The sequence below is a fragment of the Demequina mangrovi genome, from assembly GCF_000759715.1.
Lineage (GTDB): Bacteria > Actinomycetota > Actinomycetes > Actinomycetales > Demequinaceae > Demequina > Demequina mangrovi.
The window spans coordinates 63,515-80,879 of record NZ_BBLU01000014.1 but is presented as its reverse complement, the minus strand read 5'-3'; the positions used below and the strand labels follow the sequence as shown (position 1 = coordinate 80,879).

Annotated in this window: 18 protein-coding genes and 3 tRNA genes; 10 read left to right on the top strand and 11 right to left on the bottom strand. The window is 70.8% G+C overall.

Going from position 1 to position 17,365, the window contains the following annotated elements; all coding sequences use genetic code 11:
* Positions 1-13: 13 nt before the first annotated feature.
* From araA to TR42_RS11060, 3 genes are all read right to left on the bottom strand, one after another.
* A complete protein-coding gene (gene araA / locus TR42_RS11070) occupies positions 14-1,528 on the bottom strand; it encodes an L-arabinose isomerase (protein WP_042215802.1) in 1,515 nt (504 codons plus the stop codon).
* Positions 1,525-2,235, bottom strand: coding sequence for an L-ribulose-5-phosphate 4-epimerase (locus tag TR42_RS11065; protein ID WP_042215800.1), 711 nt, complete (start codon positions 2,233-2,235; stop codon positions 1,525-1,527). Before TR42_RS11065 ends, araA begins: the two co-directional genes overlap by 4 nt.
* Before the next feature lie 245 nt (positions 2,236-2,480).
* Positions 2,481-3,503 carry a LacI family DNA-binding transcriptional regulator gene (locus TR42_RS11060; RefSeq protein ID WP_042215798.1) on the bottom strand — a complete coding sequence of 341 codons (1,023 nt, stop codon included), beginning with the start codon at positions 3,501-3,503 and terminating at the stop codon, positions 2,481-2,483.
* 264 nt (positions 3,504-3,767) lie between these two features.
* Here TR42_RS11060 and galK point away from each other — a divergent pair, with 264 nt between their 5' ends.
* From galK to TR42_RS11040, 4 genes are all read left to right on the top strand, one after another.
* Entirely contained in the window at positions 3,768-4,946 is a 1,179-nt protein-coding gene (gene galK / locus TR42_RS11055) for a galactokinase (protein WP_236623432.1), read from the top strand.
* Positions 4,947-4,956: 10 nt separating this feature from the next.
* On the top strand, positions 4,957-5,931 hold the full coding sequence (gene galE / locus TR42_RS11050) for a UDP-glucose 4-epimerase GalE (RefSeq protein ID WP_042215796.1): 975 nt from the start codon (positions 4,957-4,959) through the stop codon (positions 5,929-5,931).
* 178 nt (positions 5,932-6,109) lie between these two features.
* On the top strand, positions 6,110-7,465 hold the full coding sequence (locus TR42_RS11045; RefSeq protein WP_042215795.1) for a uracil-xanthine permease family protein: 1,356 nt from the start codon (positions 6,110-6,112) through the stop codon (positions 7,463-7,465).
* A 93-nt stretch (positions 7,466-7,558) separates the two neighbouring features.
* Positions 7,559-7,774 (top strand): hypothetical protein, encoded by a 216-nt coding sequence (locus TR42_RS11040; protein WP_042215793.1) that lies wholly within the window; start codon positions 7,559-7,561, stop codon positions 7,772-7,774.
* A 1-nt stretch (position 7,775) separates the two neighbouring features.
* On the opposite strand, the gene TR42_RS11035 is transcribed toward TR42_RS11040, so the two are convergent.
* Entirely contained in the window at positions 7,776-8,234 is a 459-nt protein-coding gene (locus tag TR42_RS11035; protein ID WP_342341835.1) for a metallopeptidase family protein, read from the bottom strand.
* 52 nt (positions 8,235-8,286) lie between these two features.
* On the opposite strand from TR42_RS11035, the gene TR42_RS11030 reads away from it, so the two are divergent.
* The 4 genes from TR42_RS11030 to TR42_RS11010 all read left to right on the top strand — a co-directional run bounded on the left by TR42_RS11030 (position 8,287) and on the right by TR42_RS11010 (position 10,125).
* Positions 8,287-8,359, top strand: a tRNA-Glu gene (locus tag TR42_RS11030).
* Between the two features lie 62 nt (positions 8,360-8,421).
* Positions 8,422-8,495: transfer RNA gene (locus tag TR42_RS11025), tRNA-Asp, on the top strand.
* Positions 8,496-8,556: 61 nt separating this feature from the next.
* A tRNA-Phe gene (locus tag TR42_RS11020) sits at positions 8,557-8,632 on the top strand.
* A 926-nt stretch (positions 8,633-9,558) separates the two neighbouring features.
* The gene (locus tag TR42_RS11010) at positions 9,559-10,125 is read left to right on the top strand and encodes a TetR/AcrR family transcriptional regulator (protein WP_042215787.1); all 567 of its coding nucleotides are present in this window, start codon (positions 9,559-9,561) and stop codon (positions 10,123-10,125) included.
* Positions 10,126-10,151: 26 nt separating this feature from the next.
* On the opposite strand, the gene TR42_RS11005 is transcribed toward TR42_RS11010, so the two are convergent.
* A complete protein-coding gene (locus TR42_RS11005; RefSeq protein ID WP_042215784.1) occupies positions 10,152-11,105 on the bottom strand; it encodes a nucleoside hydrolase in 954 nt (317 codons plus the stop codon).
* Between the two features lie 102 nt (positions 11,106-11,207).
* On the opposite strand from TR42_RS11005, the gene TR42_RS11000 reads away from it, so the two are divergent.
* On the top strand, positions 11,208-11,597 hold the full coding sequence (locus TR42_RS11000) for a phage holin family protein (RefSeq protein ID WP_042215782.1): 390 nt from the start codon (positions 11,208-11,210) through the stop codon (positions 11,595-11,597).
* An 11-nt stretch (positions 11,598-11,608) separates the two neighbouring features.
* Here TR42_RS11000 and TR42_RS10995 read toward each other — a convergent pair whose 3' ends face one another.
* The 3 genes from TR42_RS10995 to TR42_RS10985 all read right to left on the bottom strand — a co-directional run bounded on the left by TR42_RS10995 (position 11,609) and on the right by TR42_RS10985 (position 13,441).
* Positions 11,609-12,559 carry a DMT family transporter gene (locus TR42_RS10995; protein WP_161786640.1) on the bottom strand — a complete coding sequence of 317 codons (951 nt, stop codon included), beginning with the start codon at positions 12,557-12,559 and terminating at the stop codon, positions 11,609-11,611.
* Positions 12,556-13,083, bottom strand: a complete 528-nt coding sequence (locus tag TR42_RS10990) for a methylated-DNA--[protein]-cysteine S-methyltransferase (RefSeq protein ID WP_042215781.1) — start codon at positions 13,081-13,083, stop codon at positions 12,556-12,558. The genes TR42_RS10995 and TR42_RS10990 overlap by 4 nt, the downstream gene beginning before the upstream one ends.
* A gap of 160 nt (positions 13,084-13,243) precedes the next feature.
* Entirely contained in the window at positions 13,244-13,441 is a 198-nt protein-coding gene (locus TR42_RS10985) for a BldC family transcriptional regulator (protein WP_042215779.1), read from the bottom strand.
* Positions 13,442-13,789: 348 nt separating this feature from the next.
* Here TR42_RS10985 and TR42_RS10980 point away from each other — a divergent pair, with 348 nt between their 5' ends.
* Positions 13,790-13,978, top strand: coding sequence for a DUF3073 family protein (locus TR42_RS10980; protein ID WP_042215777.1), 189 nt, complete (start codon positions 13,790-13,792; stop codon positions 13,976-13,978).
* Between the two features lie 346 nt (positions 13,979-14,324).
* Here the strand turns inward: TR42_RS10980 and purM are convergent, their stop codons facing one another.
* From purM to TR42_RS10965, 3 genes are read right to left on the bottom strand one after another with little or no spacing between them, the layout of a single operon-like run.
* A complete protein-coding gene (purM, locus tag TR42_RS10975) occupies positions 14,325-15,428 on the bottom strand; it encodes a phosphoribosylformylglycinamidine cyclo-ligase (protein ID WP_042215776.1) in 1,104 nt (367 codons plus the stop codon).
* Positions 15,429-15,430: 2 nt separating this feature from the next.
* On the bottom strand, positions 15,431-16,939 hold the full coding sequence (gene purF / locus TR42_RS10970) for an amidophosphoribosyltransferase (RefSeq protein ID WP_236623431.1): 1,509 nt from the start codon (positions 16,937-16,939) through the stop codon (positions 15,431-15,433).
* A complete protein-coding gene (locus tag TR42_RS10965; RefSeq protein ID WP_052405975.1) occupies positions 16,936-17,247 on the bottom strand; it encodes a hypothetical protein in 312 nt (103 codons plus the stop codon). Before TR42_RS10965 ends, purF begins: the two co-directional genes overlap by 4 nt.
* Positions 17,248-17,365: the final 118 nt, after the last annotated feature.

Below are 17,365 nucleotides of genomic sequence, written 5' to 3'. Positions count from 1 at the left end.
CGCCTTCAGACCGTCAGCGGCCGCCCATCGCGTAGTACGCGTTGTTCCAGCGGATCTGCTGCTCGAAGCCCTCGTAGGTGGTGTCCTCGTCGATGACGAGGAGCTCGATGCCCACCATCTTCGCGAAGTCCTTGATCACGTCGATGCCGATCTGGTTGGACATCGCCGTGTGGTGCGCGCCACCGGTCTGCAGCCACGACGCGACGGCCGTGGTGAAGTCCGGGCGGGGCGTCCACACCGCGTGGCCCACCGGGAGGTTCGGCATGGGCTCGGGCAGGTCGACGTTGTCGACCACGTTCGCCACGAGGCGGAAGCGGTCGCGCATGTCGGACAGTGCCACGACGACGGCCTCGCCCGCGTCCGCGGTGAAGACCAGGCGGACCGGGTCCTCCTTGCCGCCGATGCCGAGCGGGTGGATCTCGAGGCGCGCCTTCTTCGACGAGAGGGCGGGGTTCACCTCGAGCATGTGGGCGCCGAGCGAGAGCTCCTGGCCGGGCACGAGGTGGTACGTGTAGTCCTCCATGAGCGAGGAGCCGCCGGGCAGGCCCGCGCCCATGACCGCGCACAGGTGCACCAGGATCGCGGTCTTCCAGTCGCCCTCGGCGCCGAAGCCGTAGCCGTCGGCCATGAGGCGCTGGACCGCGAGGCCGGGCAGCTGCTTGAGCTCGCCGAGGTCCTCGAAGGTGTCGGTGAAGGCGCCGAAGCCGCCCTCCTCGAGGAACGAGCGCAGCGCGACCTCGATCGCAGCCGCGTCGCGCAGCGACTCGTGACGGTCGCCGCCCTTGAGCAGCTCGGGCACCACCTCGTACTCGGCGAGGTAGACGTCCACCATCGCGTCGATGTCGGCGTCGGAGACGGCCTTGACGCGGTCGGCGAGCTCGTTGACGCCCCAGGTGTTGATCTGGGCGCCGAGCTTGATCTCGGCCTCGGTCTTGTCGCCCTCGGTGACGGCCACGAAGCGCATGTTGTCGCCGAAGCGAGCGACCTTGAGGTTCTTGGCGGCGGCGGCGCCGGCGGCGGCACGCGACCAGACGCCGATGCGCTCGGACACGGCCGGGGTCGACGGGTGGCCGACGACGGTGGTGCGGGCGACGTTCATGCGCGACTCGATGTACGCGTACTCACGGTCGCCGTGCGCGGCCTGGTTGAGGTTCATGAAGTCGAAGTCGATGGTCGACCACGGCAGCTCGAGGTTCGCCTGGGTGGCGAGGTGGAGCAGCGGCTTCTGCAGCGCGTTGAGGCCCGCGATCCACATCTTCGCCGGGGAGAAGGTGTGCATCCAGGTGATGACGCCGATGACCTTGGGGTCCGCGTTCGCGGCCATGATGGTCTCGAGGATCTCGTCGCGGTTCTTGACGACCGGCTTCCACACGACCGTCGCCGGGATGTTCCCGGAGGCCTTCAGGGTCTCGACGACCTCGGTGGACTGGTCGGCGACCTGCTTGAGGACCTCGTCGCCGTAGAGGGTCTGGGATCCGGTGAGGAACCAGACCTCGTACTCGGCGAGGTTCGGGACGATGGAGCTCACTGCATGCCTCCCTGCGGCTTCTGTCCGTAGACGTTCTGGTAGCGGTCGAAGAGCGCGTCGATCTTGCCCTCGGGGATGTCGACGAGCGCACCGCCCTGGCGGGCGATGTGGGTGGTCTTGGCGACGTCCTCGCACATGACCGCGGCCTTGACGGCGTCACGCGCGTCCTTGCCGATGGTGAAGACGCCGTGGTTGGCCATGAGGACGGCGCGCGAGCGGTGACCCTCGAGCGTCGCGACGATGCCGCGGCCGATGGAGTCGTCGCCGATGATCGCGAACGGGCCGACGGGGATCTCGCCGCCGAACTCGTCCGCCATGCCGGTGATGTGGCAGGGGATGGGCTCGTTGCGGGCGGCCCACGCGGTCGCGTAGGTCGAGTGGGTGTGGACCACGCCGCCGACGCTCGGCATGGCGCGGTACACGTAGGCGTGCGCGGCCGTGTCGGAGGAGGGGCTGCGGTCCGAGCCGAGCGAGCCGGGGACCACGTTGCCGTCGAGGTCGCACAGGATCATGTTCTCGGGGGCCAGGTCGTCGTAGTCCACGCCCGAGGGCTTGATGACGAAGTGCTGCGTGCCGGGCACGCGCTCCGACACGTTTCCGCCGGTCCACACCACGAGGTTGTAGCGGGTGAGCTCGGAATGGAGCGCCGCGACCTTCTCGCGGCTGCGGAGGATCGCTGCCTCCTGCTCGGGGGTGAAGCTGGTCATGCGGAGGTCTCCTTGCCTCGGTGCCGTTCGATCGCGCTCACCTCTCGGCCCGGCACGGAGGGCTCGTGACCGTCCTGATGCCGGTCCTGAGGCCCCGTCGCCTGTCTGAGAGTGTCGCTGGTTTTAACGTTAACATACCGGTTGCGGCGCCCCGTTCAGGGGCCGTTGGTCCCATCGCGACCGCGGGCGTGCCGCGGCCCTCGTCCACGCTAGCCGAGGCGCCCCTCGTCCTCACCCGGAAGGGCTCAGGAGGGCGCGGGACCCGTCGAGGCGCGCTCGACCAGCCACGGCTCGACCGGCTCGACCACGCCGGGCTCCTTGCCGTTGATCGCGGCGAAGATGAGCGAGACCGCGCGCAGGCCCACCTCGGTGAAGTCCTGGTGCACCGTGGTGAGTCCGGGGTGCGTGTAGCCGGCCTCCGGGACGTCGTCGAAGCCGACCACCGAGACGTCCTCGGGCACGCGCTTGCCGCGCTCCTCGAGCGCGTGGATCGCGCCGATCGCCATCGGGTCGTTGGCGACGAAAAGCGCGGTGACGTCGTCGTCGACCTCGAGGCCGGCGCGGTAGCCCGCATCGGCGCTCCAGTCCCCCTCGAGGATCGGGTAGCGCTCGAGACCGTGCTCGTCGAGGAAGGCGACGAAGGTGTCGCGCCTCAGCTGCGCCTCGGTGAGGCCGGCGATGCCGGTGATGTGCTGGAAGCGGCGGTGGCCGAGGCCGTAGAGGTGCTCGAGCGCGAGGCGCGTGCCGCGCTCCTGGTCGACCGCGACCGAGCGCTCGGCATGGGAGTTGCCGGTGAGCACGAAGAGCACGGGGACATCGGTGATCGCATCGACGGCCGCGAGCACGTCCGGGTGCTGGGCCATCACGACGAGCGCGTCGACCGCGCGGCCGAGCAGGAAGTCGAGCGCCTGCCCCATCGACTCGGGATCCCACGACGCGGTGGTGATGAGCGGCTTGAAGCCCACCTGCTTGGCGGCATGCTCGATCGCGTAGAGCGTGCTGGTGGGCCCGAAGTGCGGCACCTCCGGCATGATCACGCCGATGACCTCGGAGCGGCCTGTCGCGAGCGCCCGCGCGGCCATGTTGCGGCGGTAGCCGAGCTCACGGATCGCCTGCTGGACCCGCTCGCGCGTCTCGGGGCGGATGCCGGGGAAGTCGTTGAGCACGCGGGACACGGTCTGGTGGGACACGCCCGCCCTCGCCGCGACATCGTGCATGCTCGGCCCTCGGCCCTGCTTGGCCAGCGGCGCGGGGCGCTCGGGTGTCATGGCCGTCAGGGTAGCCGACCCCGTCGCGCGGCGACCGGGACCGCGCCGCCGGGACCTCGGCCCCGTCTCCACGCCGCCATGTTGACGATAACATCGTGGGGACGATGCACGGCGGACGCCCCCTCGGGCGGCGGCCGTGCGCGGGGACGCTCGGCGCACCGGGCCCCTCGCGGGGCACCGCCCCGCATGGGAGCATGGGACGCGGACGCCCCGTGGAGCAGCACGCATGACGCACCCGCGGCGTCATGCGGACGACGACGACCCGTGGAGCGCACAGTGATCGACATCCCCTCGGCCGAATCCACCGCCGACGACTTCGAGGACCGCTACGGGCGCCGCCCCGACGGCGTCTGGTCCGCCCCCGGGCGCGTCAACCTCATCGGCGAGCACACCGACTACAACGACGGCCTGGTGTTCCCGTTCGCGATCGAGCGCCGCACGTGGGCCGCGGTCGGCCACCGCGAGGACCGCCTCCTCACCGTGCACTCCGGCGCGATGCCCGAGCCCGCGCAGGCCTCGCTCGACGCGCTCTCCCCCGACGGCTTCGACGGCTGGAGCGCGTACGTCTTCGGCGTGGTGTGGGCCATGGAGCAGCGCGGCGTCTCGCTCGAGGGCCGCACCGGCTTCGACCTCATGCTCGCCTCGGACGTCCCGCTGGGTGCGGGCCTGTCCTCCTCCGCCGCGATCGAGTGCGCCGTCGCGATCGCGCTCAACGACGAATGGGAGCTCGGCCTGACCCGCCGCGAGCTCATCTACATCTGCCAGCTGGCCGAGAACGGCGCCGTGGGCGCGCCGACCGGCAACATGGACCAGACCGCGTCGCTCATGGGCGAGCCGGGCCACGGCGTGCTGATCGACGTGCGTGCCGAGACCGCGGACCCGGTCCCGCTGCACTTCGCGGACGAGGAGCTCGAGCTGCTGGTGATCGACACCCGCGTCCACCACGAGCATGCGACTGGCGGCTACGGCGCGCGTCGCAAGTCGTGCGAGGACGGCGCCGCCGCGATGGGCGTCGACTCGCTGCGCGACCTCGGCGAGGCGGACCTGCCGCGCGCGCTCGAGACGCTCGACGACGAGACCTACCGCCGCGTCAAGCACGTCATCACCGAGAACGCCCGCGTCGCACGCACCGCCGAGGTGGTGCAGCAGGACGGTCCCCGTGCGATCGGCGACCTCCTGGTCCAGTCGCACGCCTCGATGCGCGACGACTTCGAGATCTCCTGCCCCGAGCTCGACCTCGCGGTCGAGACCGCGCTCACGCAGGGCGCCGTGGGCGCCCGCATGACGGGCGGCGGCTTCGGCGGCGCCGCGATCGCGCTGGTCGACGCGGGACGCGCCGAGGAGGTGGGGGCCGCCGTCGAGGCCGCCTTCGCCGAGTCCGGTTTCACCGCCCCGATAGTGTTCGTGGTCAACCCCGCCGCGGGCGCGCACCGCGACCTCTAGGAGGAGAGACATGTCCTGGCTTGTCACCGGCGGCGCCGGCTACATCGGCGCGCACGTGGTCCGCGCGCTCACCGAGGCGGGCATCGCGCCCGTCGTGGTCGACGACCTCTCGAGCGGCATCGAGGCCTTCGTGCCCGCCGACGTGCCGTTCCTGCACGCCTCGATCCTCGACACCGACGCCGTCGAGGCCTTCCTGCGCGAGCACGGCGTGGTCGGCGTCATCCACTGCGCCGGGTACAAGTACGCGGGCGAGTCCGTGAAGTTCCCCCTGGTGAACTACAAGGCGAACGTCGACGGCACCCGCAGCCTGCTCGAGGCGATGGAGCGCGCCGACGTGCGCCGCCTCGTGTTCTCCTCGTCCGCGGGCGTCTACGGCAACTCCGGGGTCGAGTTCGTCACCGAGACCACGCCCACCGTGCCCGAGTCGCCCTACGGCGAGTCCAAGCTCATCGGCGAGTGGCTCATCCGCGACCAGGTGATCGCGACGGAGATGGCGGGCGCCCCGCTCGCCGCGACCAGCCTGCGCTACTTCAACGTGGTGGGCTCCGGCTACGCGGACATCTACGACGCGTCGCCGCACAACCTCTTCCCCAAGGTGTTCTTCACCATCGAGTCCGGCAGGGCGCCGCAGATCAACGGCACCGACTACCCGACCCCCGACGGCACCTGCGTGCGCGACTACGTGCACGTGAGCGACCTCGCGGCGGCCCACGTGGTCGCGGCGCAGCGCCTCGACGCGGGCGACACCCTCGAGCCGATCTACAACCTCGGCTCGGGCTCGGGCACCTCGGTGCGCGAGATCGTCGAGGCGATGGTCGAGGCGACCGGCACCGACAAGGAGCCGCTCGTGGGCCCGCGGCGCCCCGGCGACCCCGCGAAGATCGTCGCCGACGGCACCCTCGCGGCCCGCGACCTCGGCTGGGCGATGCGCCACACCGTCCAGGAGATGGTCGACAGCGCCTGGGCGGCGCACCCCAAGGCCTGAGGCACGCACGCCTCTGCACCCCTCCACACGGATTCTGCGCTCCCCCACGCATCGCGCCGCCTGACGCGCGAAGATGCATCGCAGGAGCCCGTATCGGCGCCGACCGTGTGGAGGGGTGCATCGGCGCGCCCATCCGCCCAGTAGGTTTCACCGCAGTCCCCCCGCATCAAGGAGAACCATGAGCATGTTCAGCTGGACGCTGCACGGGGACGGCAAGCACGCCGCACCCGGCAAGGCCGTCGCCCCCGACGAGCGTCTGTCCTACCCCCGCACCTTCGGCATCGGCGCGCAGCACGTCCTCGCGATGATGGGCTCGACGCTGCTGGTGCCGGCCCTCACCGGCATGCCCGCCTCGACCACGATGTTCTTCAGCGCGATCGGCACCGCGCTGTTCCTCACCATCACCCGCAACCGCGTGCCCAGCTACCTGGGCTCGAGCTTCGCGTTCATCGCACCCCTGGCCGCCGCGGGCGTGACGTCCGCCAACGGCCCGCTCGACGGCGAGACCATCTCGAAGGGCCTCGGCGGCATCCTCCTCGCGGGCATCCTGCTCGCGATCGTCGGCCTCGTGGTCTCGCGCTTCGGCTCGGGGTGGATCGACCGCTCGATGCCTCCCGTGGTGACCGGCGCGGTCGTCGCGCTCATCGGTCTCAACCTCGCAGGCGCCGCGCGCAGCCAGTGGGAGGCGAGCCCGTGGACGGCGCTCGTCACGCTGACCGCGACGCTGGTCGCGATGGTCGCGTTCAAGGGCTTCATCAGCCGGATCGCGATCCTCGTCGGCGCGATCATCGGCGCGGTCTTCTCCGCGCTGCGCGGCGAGTGGACCACCGCGCTCGACTCCTTCGGCGGCCAGACGGCGCTCGAGCACATCGGCGACGCCGCATGGTTCGGCATCCCCGAGTTCCACACGCCCACGTTCGACGGCACCGTGCTCGTCGCCTTCGTGCCCGTGGTGATCATCCTCATCGCGGAGAACATCGGCCACCTCAAGTCGGTGTCCGCGATGACCGACCGCAACCTCGACCCCGAGACCGGCCGCGCGCTCCTCGCGGACGGCACCGCCACCATCGTCGCCGGACTCGGCGGCGGCTCCGGCACCACGACGTACGCCGAGAACATCGGTGTCATGGCCGCCACCCGCGTCTACTCGACGCTGGCCTACTGGGCCGCCGCCGCGGTCGCGCTGCTGCTGAGCCTCGTGCCCAAGTTCGGCGCGATGGTCGCCGTCATCCCCGTGGGCATCCTCGGCGGCCTGTCGGTGCTGCTCTTCGGCCTCATCGCGGTGCTCGGCGCCCGGATCTGGGTCGAGGCGAAGGTCGACTTCACCAACCCGGTCAACCTGGTGACCGCGGGCGTCGCGCTCATCGTCGGCACCGCCGACTTCACCGCGACCGCCGGCTCGATGGTCTTCAACGGCATCGCGCTGGGCGCCCTCGCCGCCCTCGCGATCTACCACGGCCTCGGCTGGATCGGCCGCCGCGCCGGCACGCACGCCGTCGCCTCCCCCGCCTTCATCGAGGGCGACGAGGACTGACCCGCGCACGATGCCCCGGTCGCCCCGGCAGGAGGGCGGCCGGGGCATCGTCATGTCCGGCGCGAGGACGATGCGCGGGGATAGCCTGAACGGATGGAACCCTTCGCGATGGCGCACGGGACCCAGGTGCGCACGTTGAGCGTCGAGGACGACGGCTGCACCGTCGTGGTCACCACGACCGACACGGCGCAGCCGGACCGCCCCCCGCACGTGGGCTACGAGGCGTGCGAGTCCGAGGCCGAGGCGCAGGCGGTGCTCACCAAGCTGCTGCACGACCTCGACCGGCAGGGCTGGACGCCCGCGGGCTGAGTCAGTCCCAGCCGAGCTCGTGCAGGCGGGCGTCGTCGATGCCGAAGTGGTGGGCGATCTCGTGGACCACGGTGATCGCGACCTCGTCGCGGACATCCTCCACGTCCTCGCACATGCGCAACGTGGGGTTCATGTAGATGAGGATGCGGTCGGGGAGCTCGCCGCCCCAGAGGTCGCCGCGGTCGGTGAGGGCCACGCCGTCGTAGAGGCCGAGCAGGTCCTTATCCTCGCCCTCGGGCTCGTCCTCGATGAGGATCACGCAGTTGTCGATGAGGTCGAGCAGCTCCTCGGGGACCGCGTCGATCGCGTCGTCGACGGCCTTCTCGAAGTCCTCGCGGGTCATCTCCACCATGGTGACGATGCTCCCACGGCCGCGGCCGGCGCCCTCGCCGCCGGCGGCGCCCAGCCGGTGCTCCGAGCATCGTCCCTGGCAGACGCTCGATTGGATTTTTCGCTCCATTACCCCTATAGTTTTCTAGGCCTCGGCGCAAGGATTCCTAGCGTGGAAGCGAGCCCTCATCGTCTAGCGGCCTAGGACGCCGCCCTTTCACGGCGGTAGCACGGGTTCGAATCCCGTTGGGGGTACTGAGTCGGTCCCAGGATGTACTAAACTTCATACGTCTTGCTCGCGGTTCTCGCGAGATCAAGGCCCTGTAGCGCAGTTGGTTAGCGCGCCGCCCTGTCACGGCGGAGGTCGCGGGTTCAAGTCCCGTCAGGGTCGCGGAGCGTCGGCCCCTTCTTCGAAGGGGCCTTCGTCTCAGTGGGGGGACGCCCCTGCGCCAGGCTCTGTAGCTCAGTTGGTAGAGCGCACGACTGAAAATCGTGAGGTCACGGGATCGACGCCCGTCGGAGCCACCATCGAGAGAAGCCCCCGCCACGGCGGGGGCTTTCTGCTTCTCCCGAGCGGCGCGCCGTGCGTCCAGCTCGCCCTGACTCGACCAGATCGAGTGCACGGCGACGGAGCTCCGACGGATACGGATTGAGCATGATGCATCGTCTCCCTCGACGACATCAAGCGCACCACCCCTCACCAGCGAGTACGGATAATCGGGGCAGGATCAGGGTGAACCGTCCCCGGTTTGATGCCGCCTAGAAGCGCCGGACCAACGCGGACGGTTCAACGGCCCGGCTACGCGCGAAAGGGATGCGGTACCAGCCACGAGGGACGCCCTGAGTGCGCGACCCACATCGCGAGCAACCCAAATGCAATGTAGAGAGTGAGGAGCCCAAGCACGACTGGGAGAAAAGGCGTCTCGTCGACAACGTCGGCCTGCAATGCGCCGACAAGCGCAATCGCCAGGCCGAGCGGAACCAGACCCGCCGTGTTCAGGTAATAGCCCCTCGTCACGAACTTCTCGCTAACCCCGAGATCCGACCAAGTCTTCGCCATGCCCCTGAGCGCGGCCCAACGACCCGGCCGCTCGGGGTGAAGGCGCGTGTCCCTCAGAAGCAAGACTGCGAAGAGACTCAGCGCCGACCCAACGAGCATCAACAAGTAGGGCAATGAAACGCCAATCTCCTAGTACGCGACAGCACCAATGGAGCCTGACCCGTTGGGTCTGTCAGGATTTTCGTGCAAGCGGCTCGGGGTGATTCCTGGTCAGCGTAGTAGTCCTCTTCGGCCCCGAACGGTGTGCCCATGCTGAGCCCGGGCCATCCGCCTTGCCCCCCTGGCGACGCGGATGCGACACGATCGTCTCCCTGAGCGCAGCGCCGGATGATGTCATACGCTGACATCACGGCGCCATTTGATGTCAGCGGCTGACATCACTACGCTCGCGACCATGGCGAGATGGGCCCCCGGCGCGCGTGAACGGCTGCAGCAGGCGGCTCTCGACGCCTTCGAGACGTACGGATTCGACGCGACGACCGTCGCGAGCATCGCCGCCGTGGCGGGCGTGACCGAGCGCACCTTCTACCGCCATTTCGCGGACAAGCGCGAGGTCCTCTTCGATCCGGAGCACGCCCTGGAGACGGCGTTCAGCCGCGCGGCGGTCGCACAGGACCCGGACATCGGGCTCCGCGACCTCATCCGCGCCGTCCTGCGCGACGTCGCCGTGCTCTGCCCCGAGGAGGCCCGCGCGGACGCCCGCAGGCGGGGCGCGATCATCGCCTCCGACGCCGGGCTTCAGGAGCGCGAGGCGCTCAAGCTCCAGCGCATCACCGCCGCCCTCGAGCGCGCCTTCCAGGAGCGCGGGGAGTCCGCTCGTCGCGCGCAGCTCGCCGCCGGGCTCTGCGTGCTGGCGTTCCGCACCGGCCATGCCGCGTGGCTCGCGGAAGGCGAGACCCGCTCGCTGGACGGGCTGTGCGGCACGATGCTCGCCTCCGCGACCCTCGTGCTGGCCAAGTAGCGTCCCGGCCGCAGAGGCGCAGCCGCTCAGTCCTCCCCGGCGAGGATCCCGAGCATCGTCGCGAAGAGCCGCTCCCCGTCCGCGACGGTGACCGCCGTGCAGTTCGCGGCCGAGGCATCGTCCGCCATCTCGAAGTCCGTAGCGCCGCGCCGCTCCCCCTCGAGCACCACACCGAGCGCAAAGGGGCGCTCCTCGCGGACGATGCGCGGGTCGAAGGCCGCCAGCACCGACAGCGTGTCCGGATGCGTCGAGCCGCCCACGCCGTGCGACGTGTCGAAATCGAACGGCGCCTGGTTCGCCCGCACGAAGAAGTCGGAGAGCCCCGTGCCGAGCGCGCGGATCTGCTCGACGCGCCCGGCATCGAAGATCGCGTCCCGAAGCGTCACCGGCGACCACGTGATGAAGCGCAGCAGCGGGAAGCCCGCACCCACCACCGCCGCAGCCGCCTCGGGATCCGCGTAGATGTTGTACTCGGCGGCGGGGGTGATGTTGCCGACGCCGTCGAGCGAGCCGCCCATGACGATGAGCTCCCTCACCCGGCCGGCGAAGCCCGCGTCCCGCTCGACCGCGCGCGCGAGGTTGGTGAGCGGACCGATCGCGACGATGCTCAGCTCCCCCGGCGCCTCCCGGGTGAGGCGCAGCAGCGCGTCGACCGCGTGCTCCGGGTCCGCCTGCGCGTCGTTGGTGCGCCGTTGCCCGCCCACGCCGTCGCCGTGGACGTCCTCCGCGCCGATCCAGCCGCCGGCGAGCGCCTCGCGCTCCCCCAGGTGCACGGGCACCTCGCCCACGCGACCCGCGACCTCGAGCGTGAGGAACGCATTGTGGACCTGCTGATCGAAGCTCACGTTGCCCTGCGCGATGGTGATGGCGCGGAGGTCGGCCCGGGGGTCGAGGAGCGCCAGAAGCAGCGCGAAGCAGTCGTCGGATGCCGTGTCCGTGTCGATGACGAGCGGCACCCTGCGACCGGTGGGGAGCGTCATGACGCCGACGCTAGCGACCGGACGTCCGCCGCGCCAGGCTCATTCATTTGCGGACACCTGCCGATACAGGATTGACTAGGGACAATCCCAGTGGAGGTGCCAATGTCCGACAACTTCGGCCGCTACTTCGTCAACGCGATCGTCGCCGGCCTGATCGGTCGTATGGCCACGGTCGTCAAGGCGGAGCTCGAGAAGGCCAAGCAGGAGATCTCGAGCAAGCTCAAGAAGATCGGCGTGGGCGTCGGGCTCTACATCGGCGCCGGCGTCTTCGCGTTCTTCATGGTCGGCGTGTTCATCGCCGCCGCGATCCTCGGGCTCGCCACGGTGTGGCCCGCCTGGCTCGCCGCGCTCACGGTGGGCGGCGCGATCCTGCTGATCGTGCTCATCCTCGTGGGCATCGGCTCGGCGCTCATCAAGAAGAACAAGGACCTCACCCCCCACGAGCAGATCGACACCATCAAGTCGACCGTGGGCATGTCCACCGACAAGTAGTCGCGGGCCGCTCAGGCGGCCGGGTCAGGCTCCTTGCGCGGCGGCTCGATGACGCCTGCCTCCGCCGTCTTGGGCCTCGACGTGCGCTGCGCCAGCCACACCCCGGTGAGGACGATGACCGCTCCGACCGGCTCGTGCCAGCGCAGCTCCTCGTGGAGCACCAGGATGCCGAGCGTGGTCGCGACCACCGGGACGACGTACGTCACCGAGGCGGCCGTCGTGGCGCCGGCGAGCTTCACCACCCGCCAGAACAGCACGTAGGTGAAGCTGGTGCCCAGCACGCCGAGCGCGAGCAGCGCCCACAGCACCTCGGAGTCGAGATCGAGCGCTCCTGGCTCGGGTGCGGGCGCGAGGAGAGCGAGCGGCAGCAGCAGCACCGCGGAGATGCCGATCTGGACAGCGGAGAGCGCGGTCGGACCCTCGTCGACGCGCGTGAGCAGCATGCGCGACATGGTCGAGCCGATGCCGTAGAAGGCCGTGGCGGACAGCATGAGGATCGCGCCGAGCACCGGCAGCCCGTCGATGTCCCACGCCCCCAGCAGCACGGCGATGCCGAGGGCGCCGATGACGAGGCCGCCGACCTGCGCGCGGGTCGCCCGCTCGTGCGGGATGAGCAGGGCCACGAACAGCGCGGTCCACAGCGGCACCGTCGCGTTGAGAAGGCTCGCGAGGATCGACGTGATGTGCTGCTGGGCGAGCGGGATGAGCACGAACGGCACGGTCGACAGCCCCAGAGCGGCGACGCCGATGCGCAGAACGTCGCCCGCGCTGAGCCGGGGCCGACGCCTGGTCACCAGGAGCATCGTCCACAGCACCGCCGCGCCGACGAGCACCCGCCCGAAGCCCACCTGCGCGGGCGAGAGCCCGCGGAGCGAGATCGAGATGAAGAGGAAGCTCGATCCCCACGACACCGCCGCGAGGATGAAGGCCGGCACCCAGGCGCGGGCCGGCGCCGTGGTCACGATGCAGCCGCCGGCGGCCACGCGCCCTCGAGCGCGAGCATGGCCGCCTTGACCTCGTTGCCGCCGAAGCCGTAGCTCCCGAGCCGACCCCCGGACTGGATCACTCGATGGCACGGCACGAACGGCGCGATGTTGTTGCGGGCGCACGCGGTCCCGACGGCGCGCATGGCGCGCGGCCGTCCCGCCATCGTCGCCAGCTCCTGATAGCTCACCGCGGAGCCGGACGGCACCGTGCGCAGCTGCTCCCAGGCCTCCTGGAAGAACGGACCGCCCTCCTGCGCCACCGGGACGGCGGTGATCGCATCGCCGTCGCCCTCGAGCCACGCGGCGATCGCGTCGACGACCTCGGGCAACGGACCCTCGGCCCACCCGCGCGCCTGCAGGCGCGACGGAAGCGCCGCGAGGGTGTCGCGCATCGGGCGGAAGCCGGACGACCGCACCACGCCGTCCTCGGGCGTGACGAGGACGGTGAGCGTGCCGAACGGCGTCTCGAGCGACGTGCCGGTGAGCGGGGTGCCTGTCATGGACAGAAGGCTACGTCCGCCGTCCGACAGCCGGCACGCGGCCATCGGACACGGCAACGGCGTGCGTGGGCGCGGCGCCTCAGCGCGTCACGCCCACGCACGTCGCCGTGCGCTTCACGCCCCCCGCCCGCGCGGGAGAGCGCTCTCGCGTGCTGGCGGCCTAGCGGCCTTCCTGAGCGGCAGCGAGGAGGGCCTGGACCTCAGCCTCGCGGAATCGGCGGTGGCCGCCGAGCGTACGGATCGAGCTCAGCTTGCCGACCTTGGCCCACCGCGTGACGGTCTTGGGGTCGACACGGAAGATCGCAGCGACCTCCGACGGGGTGAGCAGCTTCTCGGGCTCCTGGGCGGTCTCAGTCATGGATGTTCATTCCCTCAGTCCGGTGTCGAGTCGCCTCGGGCGAGGCGGTTGTGACCATAGAGACACTCGACGATTCCGATTATGACGGCGAAAGGTCAGTGTTTCCGCAATTTCCGTATTGTGACATGCACGGCGTGTCGCAAATTACCGTTCGTGGCACGATGTGACGCGGCTCACGCAGGCGCGACTCGGCGGGGACCGGTCACAGTCGGCGCCCCGGGGCGACCTCCGCGCGGATCCCGGAGCGCCCAGGAGGTCGCAACGTCCTGGACACGCGTTGTAAAGTAGGGCAGGAATGACGAGGCGGCGCCCACACATGAGGCGCGAGAGACCGGGAGGGACGGCGACATGGGGCGAGGCCGTCAGAAGGCTAAGGACGCGAAGATCGCTCGTCAGCTCAAGTACACGAACCACGGGTCTGACATCCGTGAGCTCGAGCGTGAGCTGATCTCCCGCGATGGGAGCGCGTCCGTCCCGTCGACGACTACCGACGACTCCGACGACTACTACGACCGCTGGGCGGACGACGAGGACTGATCCTCGCGCGCCCCGGCACCGCGTCGTCGGGCCGAGCAGGCGCTCGGGTGCCCGCAGGCGGTTCCCGACCCGGAGCACCACCGCCCGCAAGCGGTAGGCAGCGGTCGCTTCTGCGAGGTCGCGGCGCGTGAGCGGTAGGTAAGGGTCGGTCGGCCCTCGCGGCTTACGCGCGCGCCTGCCGGGCCTCCGGCGCGCCCGTCGGACCCCCGATCGGGGCCGTCGACTGCCGGACGGCACGGCGCATCGTCCGAAGCGACCCTCACGCACCGCTGTGGCGCGAGAAACCGCCAGAAGCGACCCTCACCTACCACTTCGGAGAGGCGGGACGCGAGCGGTCGCGCTCGGCCTAGACCTTGTAGGCCCCCGAGAGCACCACGGAGCCGCCGTCGACGCCCTTGGCGCCGCGGACCACGTCCGGGCCCACCGGGAGGCCTGCGTCCTCGGAGACGGCGCCGAGCACCCACGCGGGCACGCCGGCCGCCGCCGAGGCGGCGATGAGGGCGTCCGCGTCCTCCGGCGCCACCACCGCGACCATGCCGACGCCCATGTTGAGCGTCGACTCGAGGTCGTGCCACGGCACCTTGCCCGCGGCCTGGACCACGGAGAACACGGCCGGGAGGTCCCAGGCGCCGCGGTCGACCGAAGCCGCGAGACCCTGCGGCAGCACGCGCGCCAGGTTCGCCGCGAGCCCGCCGCCGGTGACGTGCGAGAACGCCCGCAGGCCCGGGGTGGATGCGGCGAGGGAGACGCACAGCTGCGAGTAGATGCGCGTGGGCTCGAGGAGCTCCTCGCCCACGGTGCGACCCAGCTCGGGCACGGACGTCGAGAGCGACCAGCCGGCGTGCTTCACCACCGAGCGCACCAGCGAGTAGCCGTTCGAGTGCAGCCCGGACGAGGCCATGGCCACCACGACGTCCCCGGAGCGCACCTTCTCGGGGCCCAGCAGCGCCGAGGCCTCGACCACGCCGATCGCGGCGCCCGCGACGTCGTAGTCGTCGGGCTCCATCACGCCGGGGTGTTCGGCGGTCTCGCCGCCCACGAGCGCGACGCCGGCCATCTCGCAGCCGACCGCGATGCCGCGCACGATGTCCGCGATCCGCTCGGGGACCACCTTCCCGCACGCGATGTAGTCGGTCATCACCAGCGGCTTGGCGCCGCACACGACGATGTCGTCGACGACCATCGCGACCAGGTCCTGGCCGATGGTGTCGTGGATGTCCATGGAGCGCGCGATGACGATCTTGGTGCCCACGCCGTCCGTCGAGGACGCGAGCAGCGGGCGCTCGTAGGACTTCAGCGCCGAGGCGTCGAAGAGCCCGGCGAACGCGCCCACTCCCCCGAGCACCTCCGGACCGTGGGTCTTCGCGACGGCCGCCTTCATCAGCTCGACGGCCTTGTCGCCCGCCTCGGTGTCGACGCCGGAGCCGGCGTAGGTGATCCCATCGGTCATGTTCAGGCCTCCACGGGCTGCGACGCCAGCAGGTGGCGCGCGTTGACGGGCGGATCGACCGGGTACGTGCCGGTGAAGCACGCGGTGCACAGGCGCGACTCCGCCTGCTCGGTCGCGGTGAGCATGCCCTCGAGCGAGATGTAGCCGAGCGAGTCCGCGCCGATCTCGGCGCAGATCTCCTCGACCGCGTGACCCACGGCCGCGAGCTCGTCGCGCGTGGGGAAGTCGATGCCGTAGAAGCACGGCCACTGGACGGGCGGCGAGGAGATGCGGACGTGCACCTCGGCGGCGCCGGCCTCGCGCAGCATCGCGACGAGCGCGCGCTGGGTGTTGCCGCGGACGATGCTGTCGTCGACCACCACGAGGCGCTGCCCCGCGATGACCTCGCGCAGCGGGTTGAGCTTGAGGCGGATGCCCAGCTGGCGCAGCGTCTGCGACGGCTGGATGAACGTGCGGCCCACGTACGAGTTCTTCACCAGGCCCTGCGCGAACGGGATTCCGGAGCCCTGCGCGTAGCCGACGGCGGCGGGCGTGCCGGACTCCGGGACCGGGATCACCAGGTCCGCCTCCACGGGGTGCTCCGCCGCGAGCGCGCGGCCCATCGCGAGGCGCGCGGCCTGGACGGAGCGGCCGGCGATGGTGGTGTCGGGGCGCGCGAGGTAGACGTACTCGAACACGCAGCCCTTGGGGTTCGCCTCGGCGAAGCGGCGCGAGCGCACGCCGTCCTCGTCGATCACCAGGAACTCGCCGGGCTCGACCTCGCGCTCGTGCTTCGCGCCGACGATGTCGAGCGCCGCGGTCTCGGACGCGACCACCCAGCCGCCCGAGGGCAGCGAGCCGAGCACCAGCGGACGGAAGCCCTGCGGGTCGCGAGCGGCGTACATGCGGTGCTCGTCCATGAACACGAAGGAGAAGGCGCCCTCGACCTGCGGCAGCAGGTCGATCGCGACCTCCTCGAGCGAGTCGAAGCCCTCGGCCCCGAGCAGCGCCGTCACGATCGCCGTATCGGTGCACTTGCCGCCCTTGAGGTCGAGGCGCTTGGCCATGCCCTCGCGCGCGATCAGCAGGTCGAGCAGCTCCTGCACGTTGGTGAGGTTGCCGTTGTGGCCGAGCGCGATGGTGCCGTGCTCGGTCGGACCGAGCGTGGGCTGCGCGTTCGCCCACACGGAGGCGCCGGTGGTCGAGTAGCGCGTGTGGCCCACGGCCATGTGGCCCTGGAGCGCCTCGAGCGCCGCCTCGTCGAAGACCTGCGAGACCAGCCCCATGTCCTTGAACACCAGGATGCTGTCGCCGTTGGACGTCGCGATGCCTGCGGACTCCTGGCCGCGGTGCTGGAGCGCGTAGAGCCCGAAGTAGGCGAGCTTCGCGACCTCCTCGCCCGGGCCGAACACGCCGAACACGCCGCACTCGTCCTGCGGGGCGGCCTCGCCCTGGAGAAGGTCATGGTTGAGGCGACCGTCGCCGCCTCGGCGGGCGGGCATGGGCACGCCTGCGGGGCTGCGGCGGGTCATCGGTTCTCCTTGGATGCGGTCGATGCGCGGTCGAGACCGGTCGCGAGGGCGCCGCCGATCACGGCGCCCAGGAGGCACAGGCCGAGCGCCAGCACCACGAATACGAGGAAGCGACCCACCCCGGTGGAGTTCGGCAGGAAGATCGCGAGGACCGCGGCGACGATGATGCCCGCGCCCACCCCGGTGCCGATGAAGCTGCCGAACTTCGGGGCGCTCCGCACGTGTGCGGGGACGGCCACGCTCTCGAGGTCCTCCGGAAGGGGCTCGGGGACGGCGGATGCGTTGTCGTGCTGAGGGACGTCGCTCACGCGAGCCAGTCTAGGCGAGGGCCGCGCGGGCCATGGACGGTCGCGTGGACGATGCGCGCGGCCCCGGTCGGGCGTCGCGCGGGGCATCGTCCGCCACCGCGCGCAGCGGAAGGGGCCG

What these genes read in the sequence shown, in the direction of transcription:
- galE (WP_042215796.1), top strand. Translation starts at nt 4,957, where the DNA reads ATGTCCTGGCTTGTCACCGGCGGCGCCGGCTACATCGGCGCGCACGTG.
- TR42_RS11010 (WP_042215787.1), top strand. Translation starts at nt 9,559, where the DNA reads ATGGCGAGATGGGCCCCCGGCGCGCGTGAACGGCTGCAGCAGGCGGCT.
- TR42_RS10985 (WP_042215779.1), bottom strand. Translation starts at nt 13,441, where the DNA reads ATGACTGAGACCGCCCAGGAGCCCGAGAAGCTGCTCACCCCGTCGGAG.
- TR42_RS10980 (WP_042215777.1), top strand. Translation starts at nt 13,790, where the DNA reads ATGGGGCGAGGCCGTCAGAAGGCTAAGGACGCGAAGATCGCTCGTCAG.
- TR42_RS11065 (WP_042215800.1), bottom strand. Translation starts at nt 2,235, where the DNA reads ATGACCAGCTTCACCCCCGAGCAGGAGGCAGCGATCCTCCGCAGCCGC.
- TR42_RS11045 (WP_042215795.1), top strand. Translation starts at nt 6,110, where the DNA reads ATGAGCATGTTCAGCTGGACGCTGCACGGGGACGGCAAGCACGCCGCA.
- TR42_RS11060 (WP_042215798.1), bottom strand. Translation starts at nt 3,503, where the DNA reads ATGACACCCGAGCGCCCCGCGCCGCTGGCCAAGCAGGGCCGAGGGCCG.
- TR42_RS11040 (WP_042215793.1), top strand. Translation starts at nt 7,559, where the DNA reads ATGGAACCCTTCGCGATGGCGCACGGGACCCAGGTGCGCACGTTGAGC.
- TR42_RS11000 (WP_042215782.1), top strand. Translation starts at nt 11,208, where the DNA reads ATGTCCGACAACTTCGGCCGCTACTTCGTCAACGCGATCGTCGCCGGC.
- purM (WP_042215776.1), bottom strand. Translation starts at nt 15,428, where the DNA reads ATGACCGATGGGATCACCTACGCCGGCTCCGGCGTCGACACCGAGGCG.
- purF (WP_236623431.1), bottom strand. Translation starts at nt 16,939, where the DNA reads ATGACCCGCCGCAGCCCCGCAGGCGTGCCCATGCCCGCCCGCCGAGGC.
- TR42_RS11035 (WP_342341835.1), bottom strand. Translation starts at nt 8,234, where the DNA reads ATGGAGCGAAAAATCCAATCGAGCGTCTGCCAGGGACGATGCTCGGAG.
- TR42_RS10990 (WP_042215781.1), bottom strand. Translation starts at nt 13,083, where the DNA reads ATGACAGGCACCCCGCTCACCGGCACGTCGCTCGAGACGCCGTTCGGC.
- TR42_RS11005 (WP_042215784.1), bottom strand. Translation starts at nt 11,105, where the DNA reads ATGACGCTCCCCACCGGTCGCAGGGTGCCGCTCGTCATCGACACGGAC.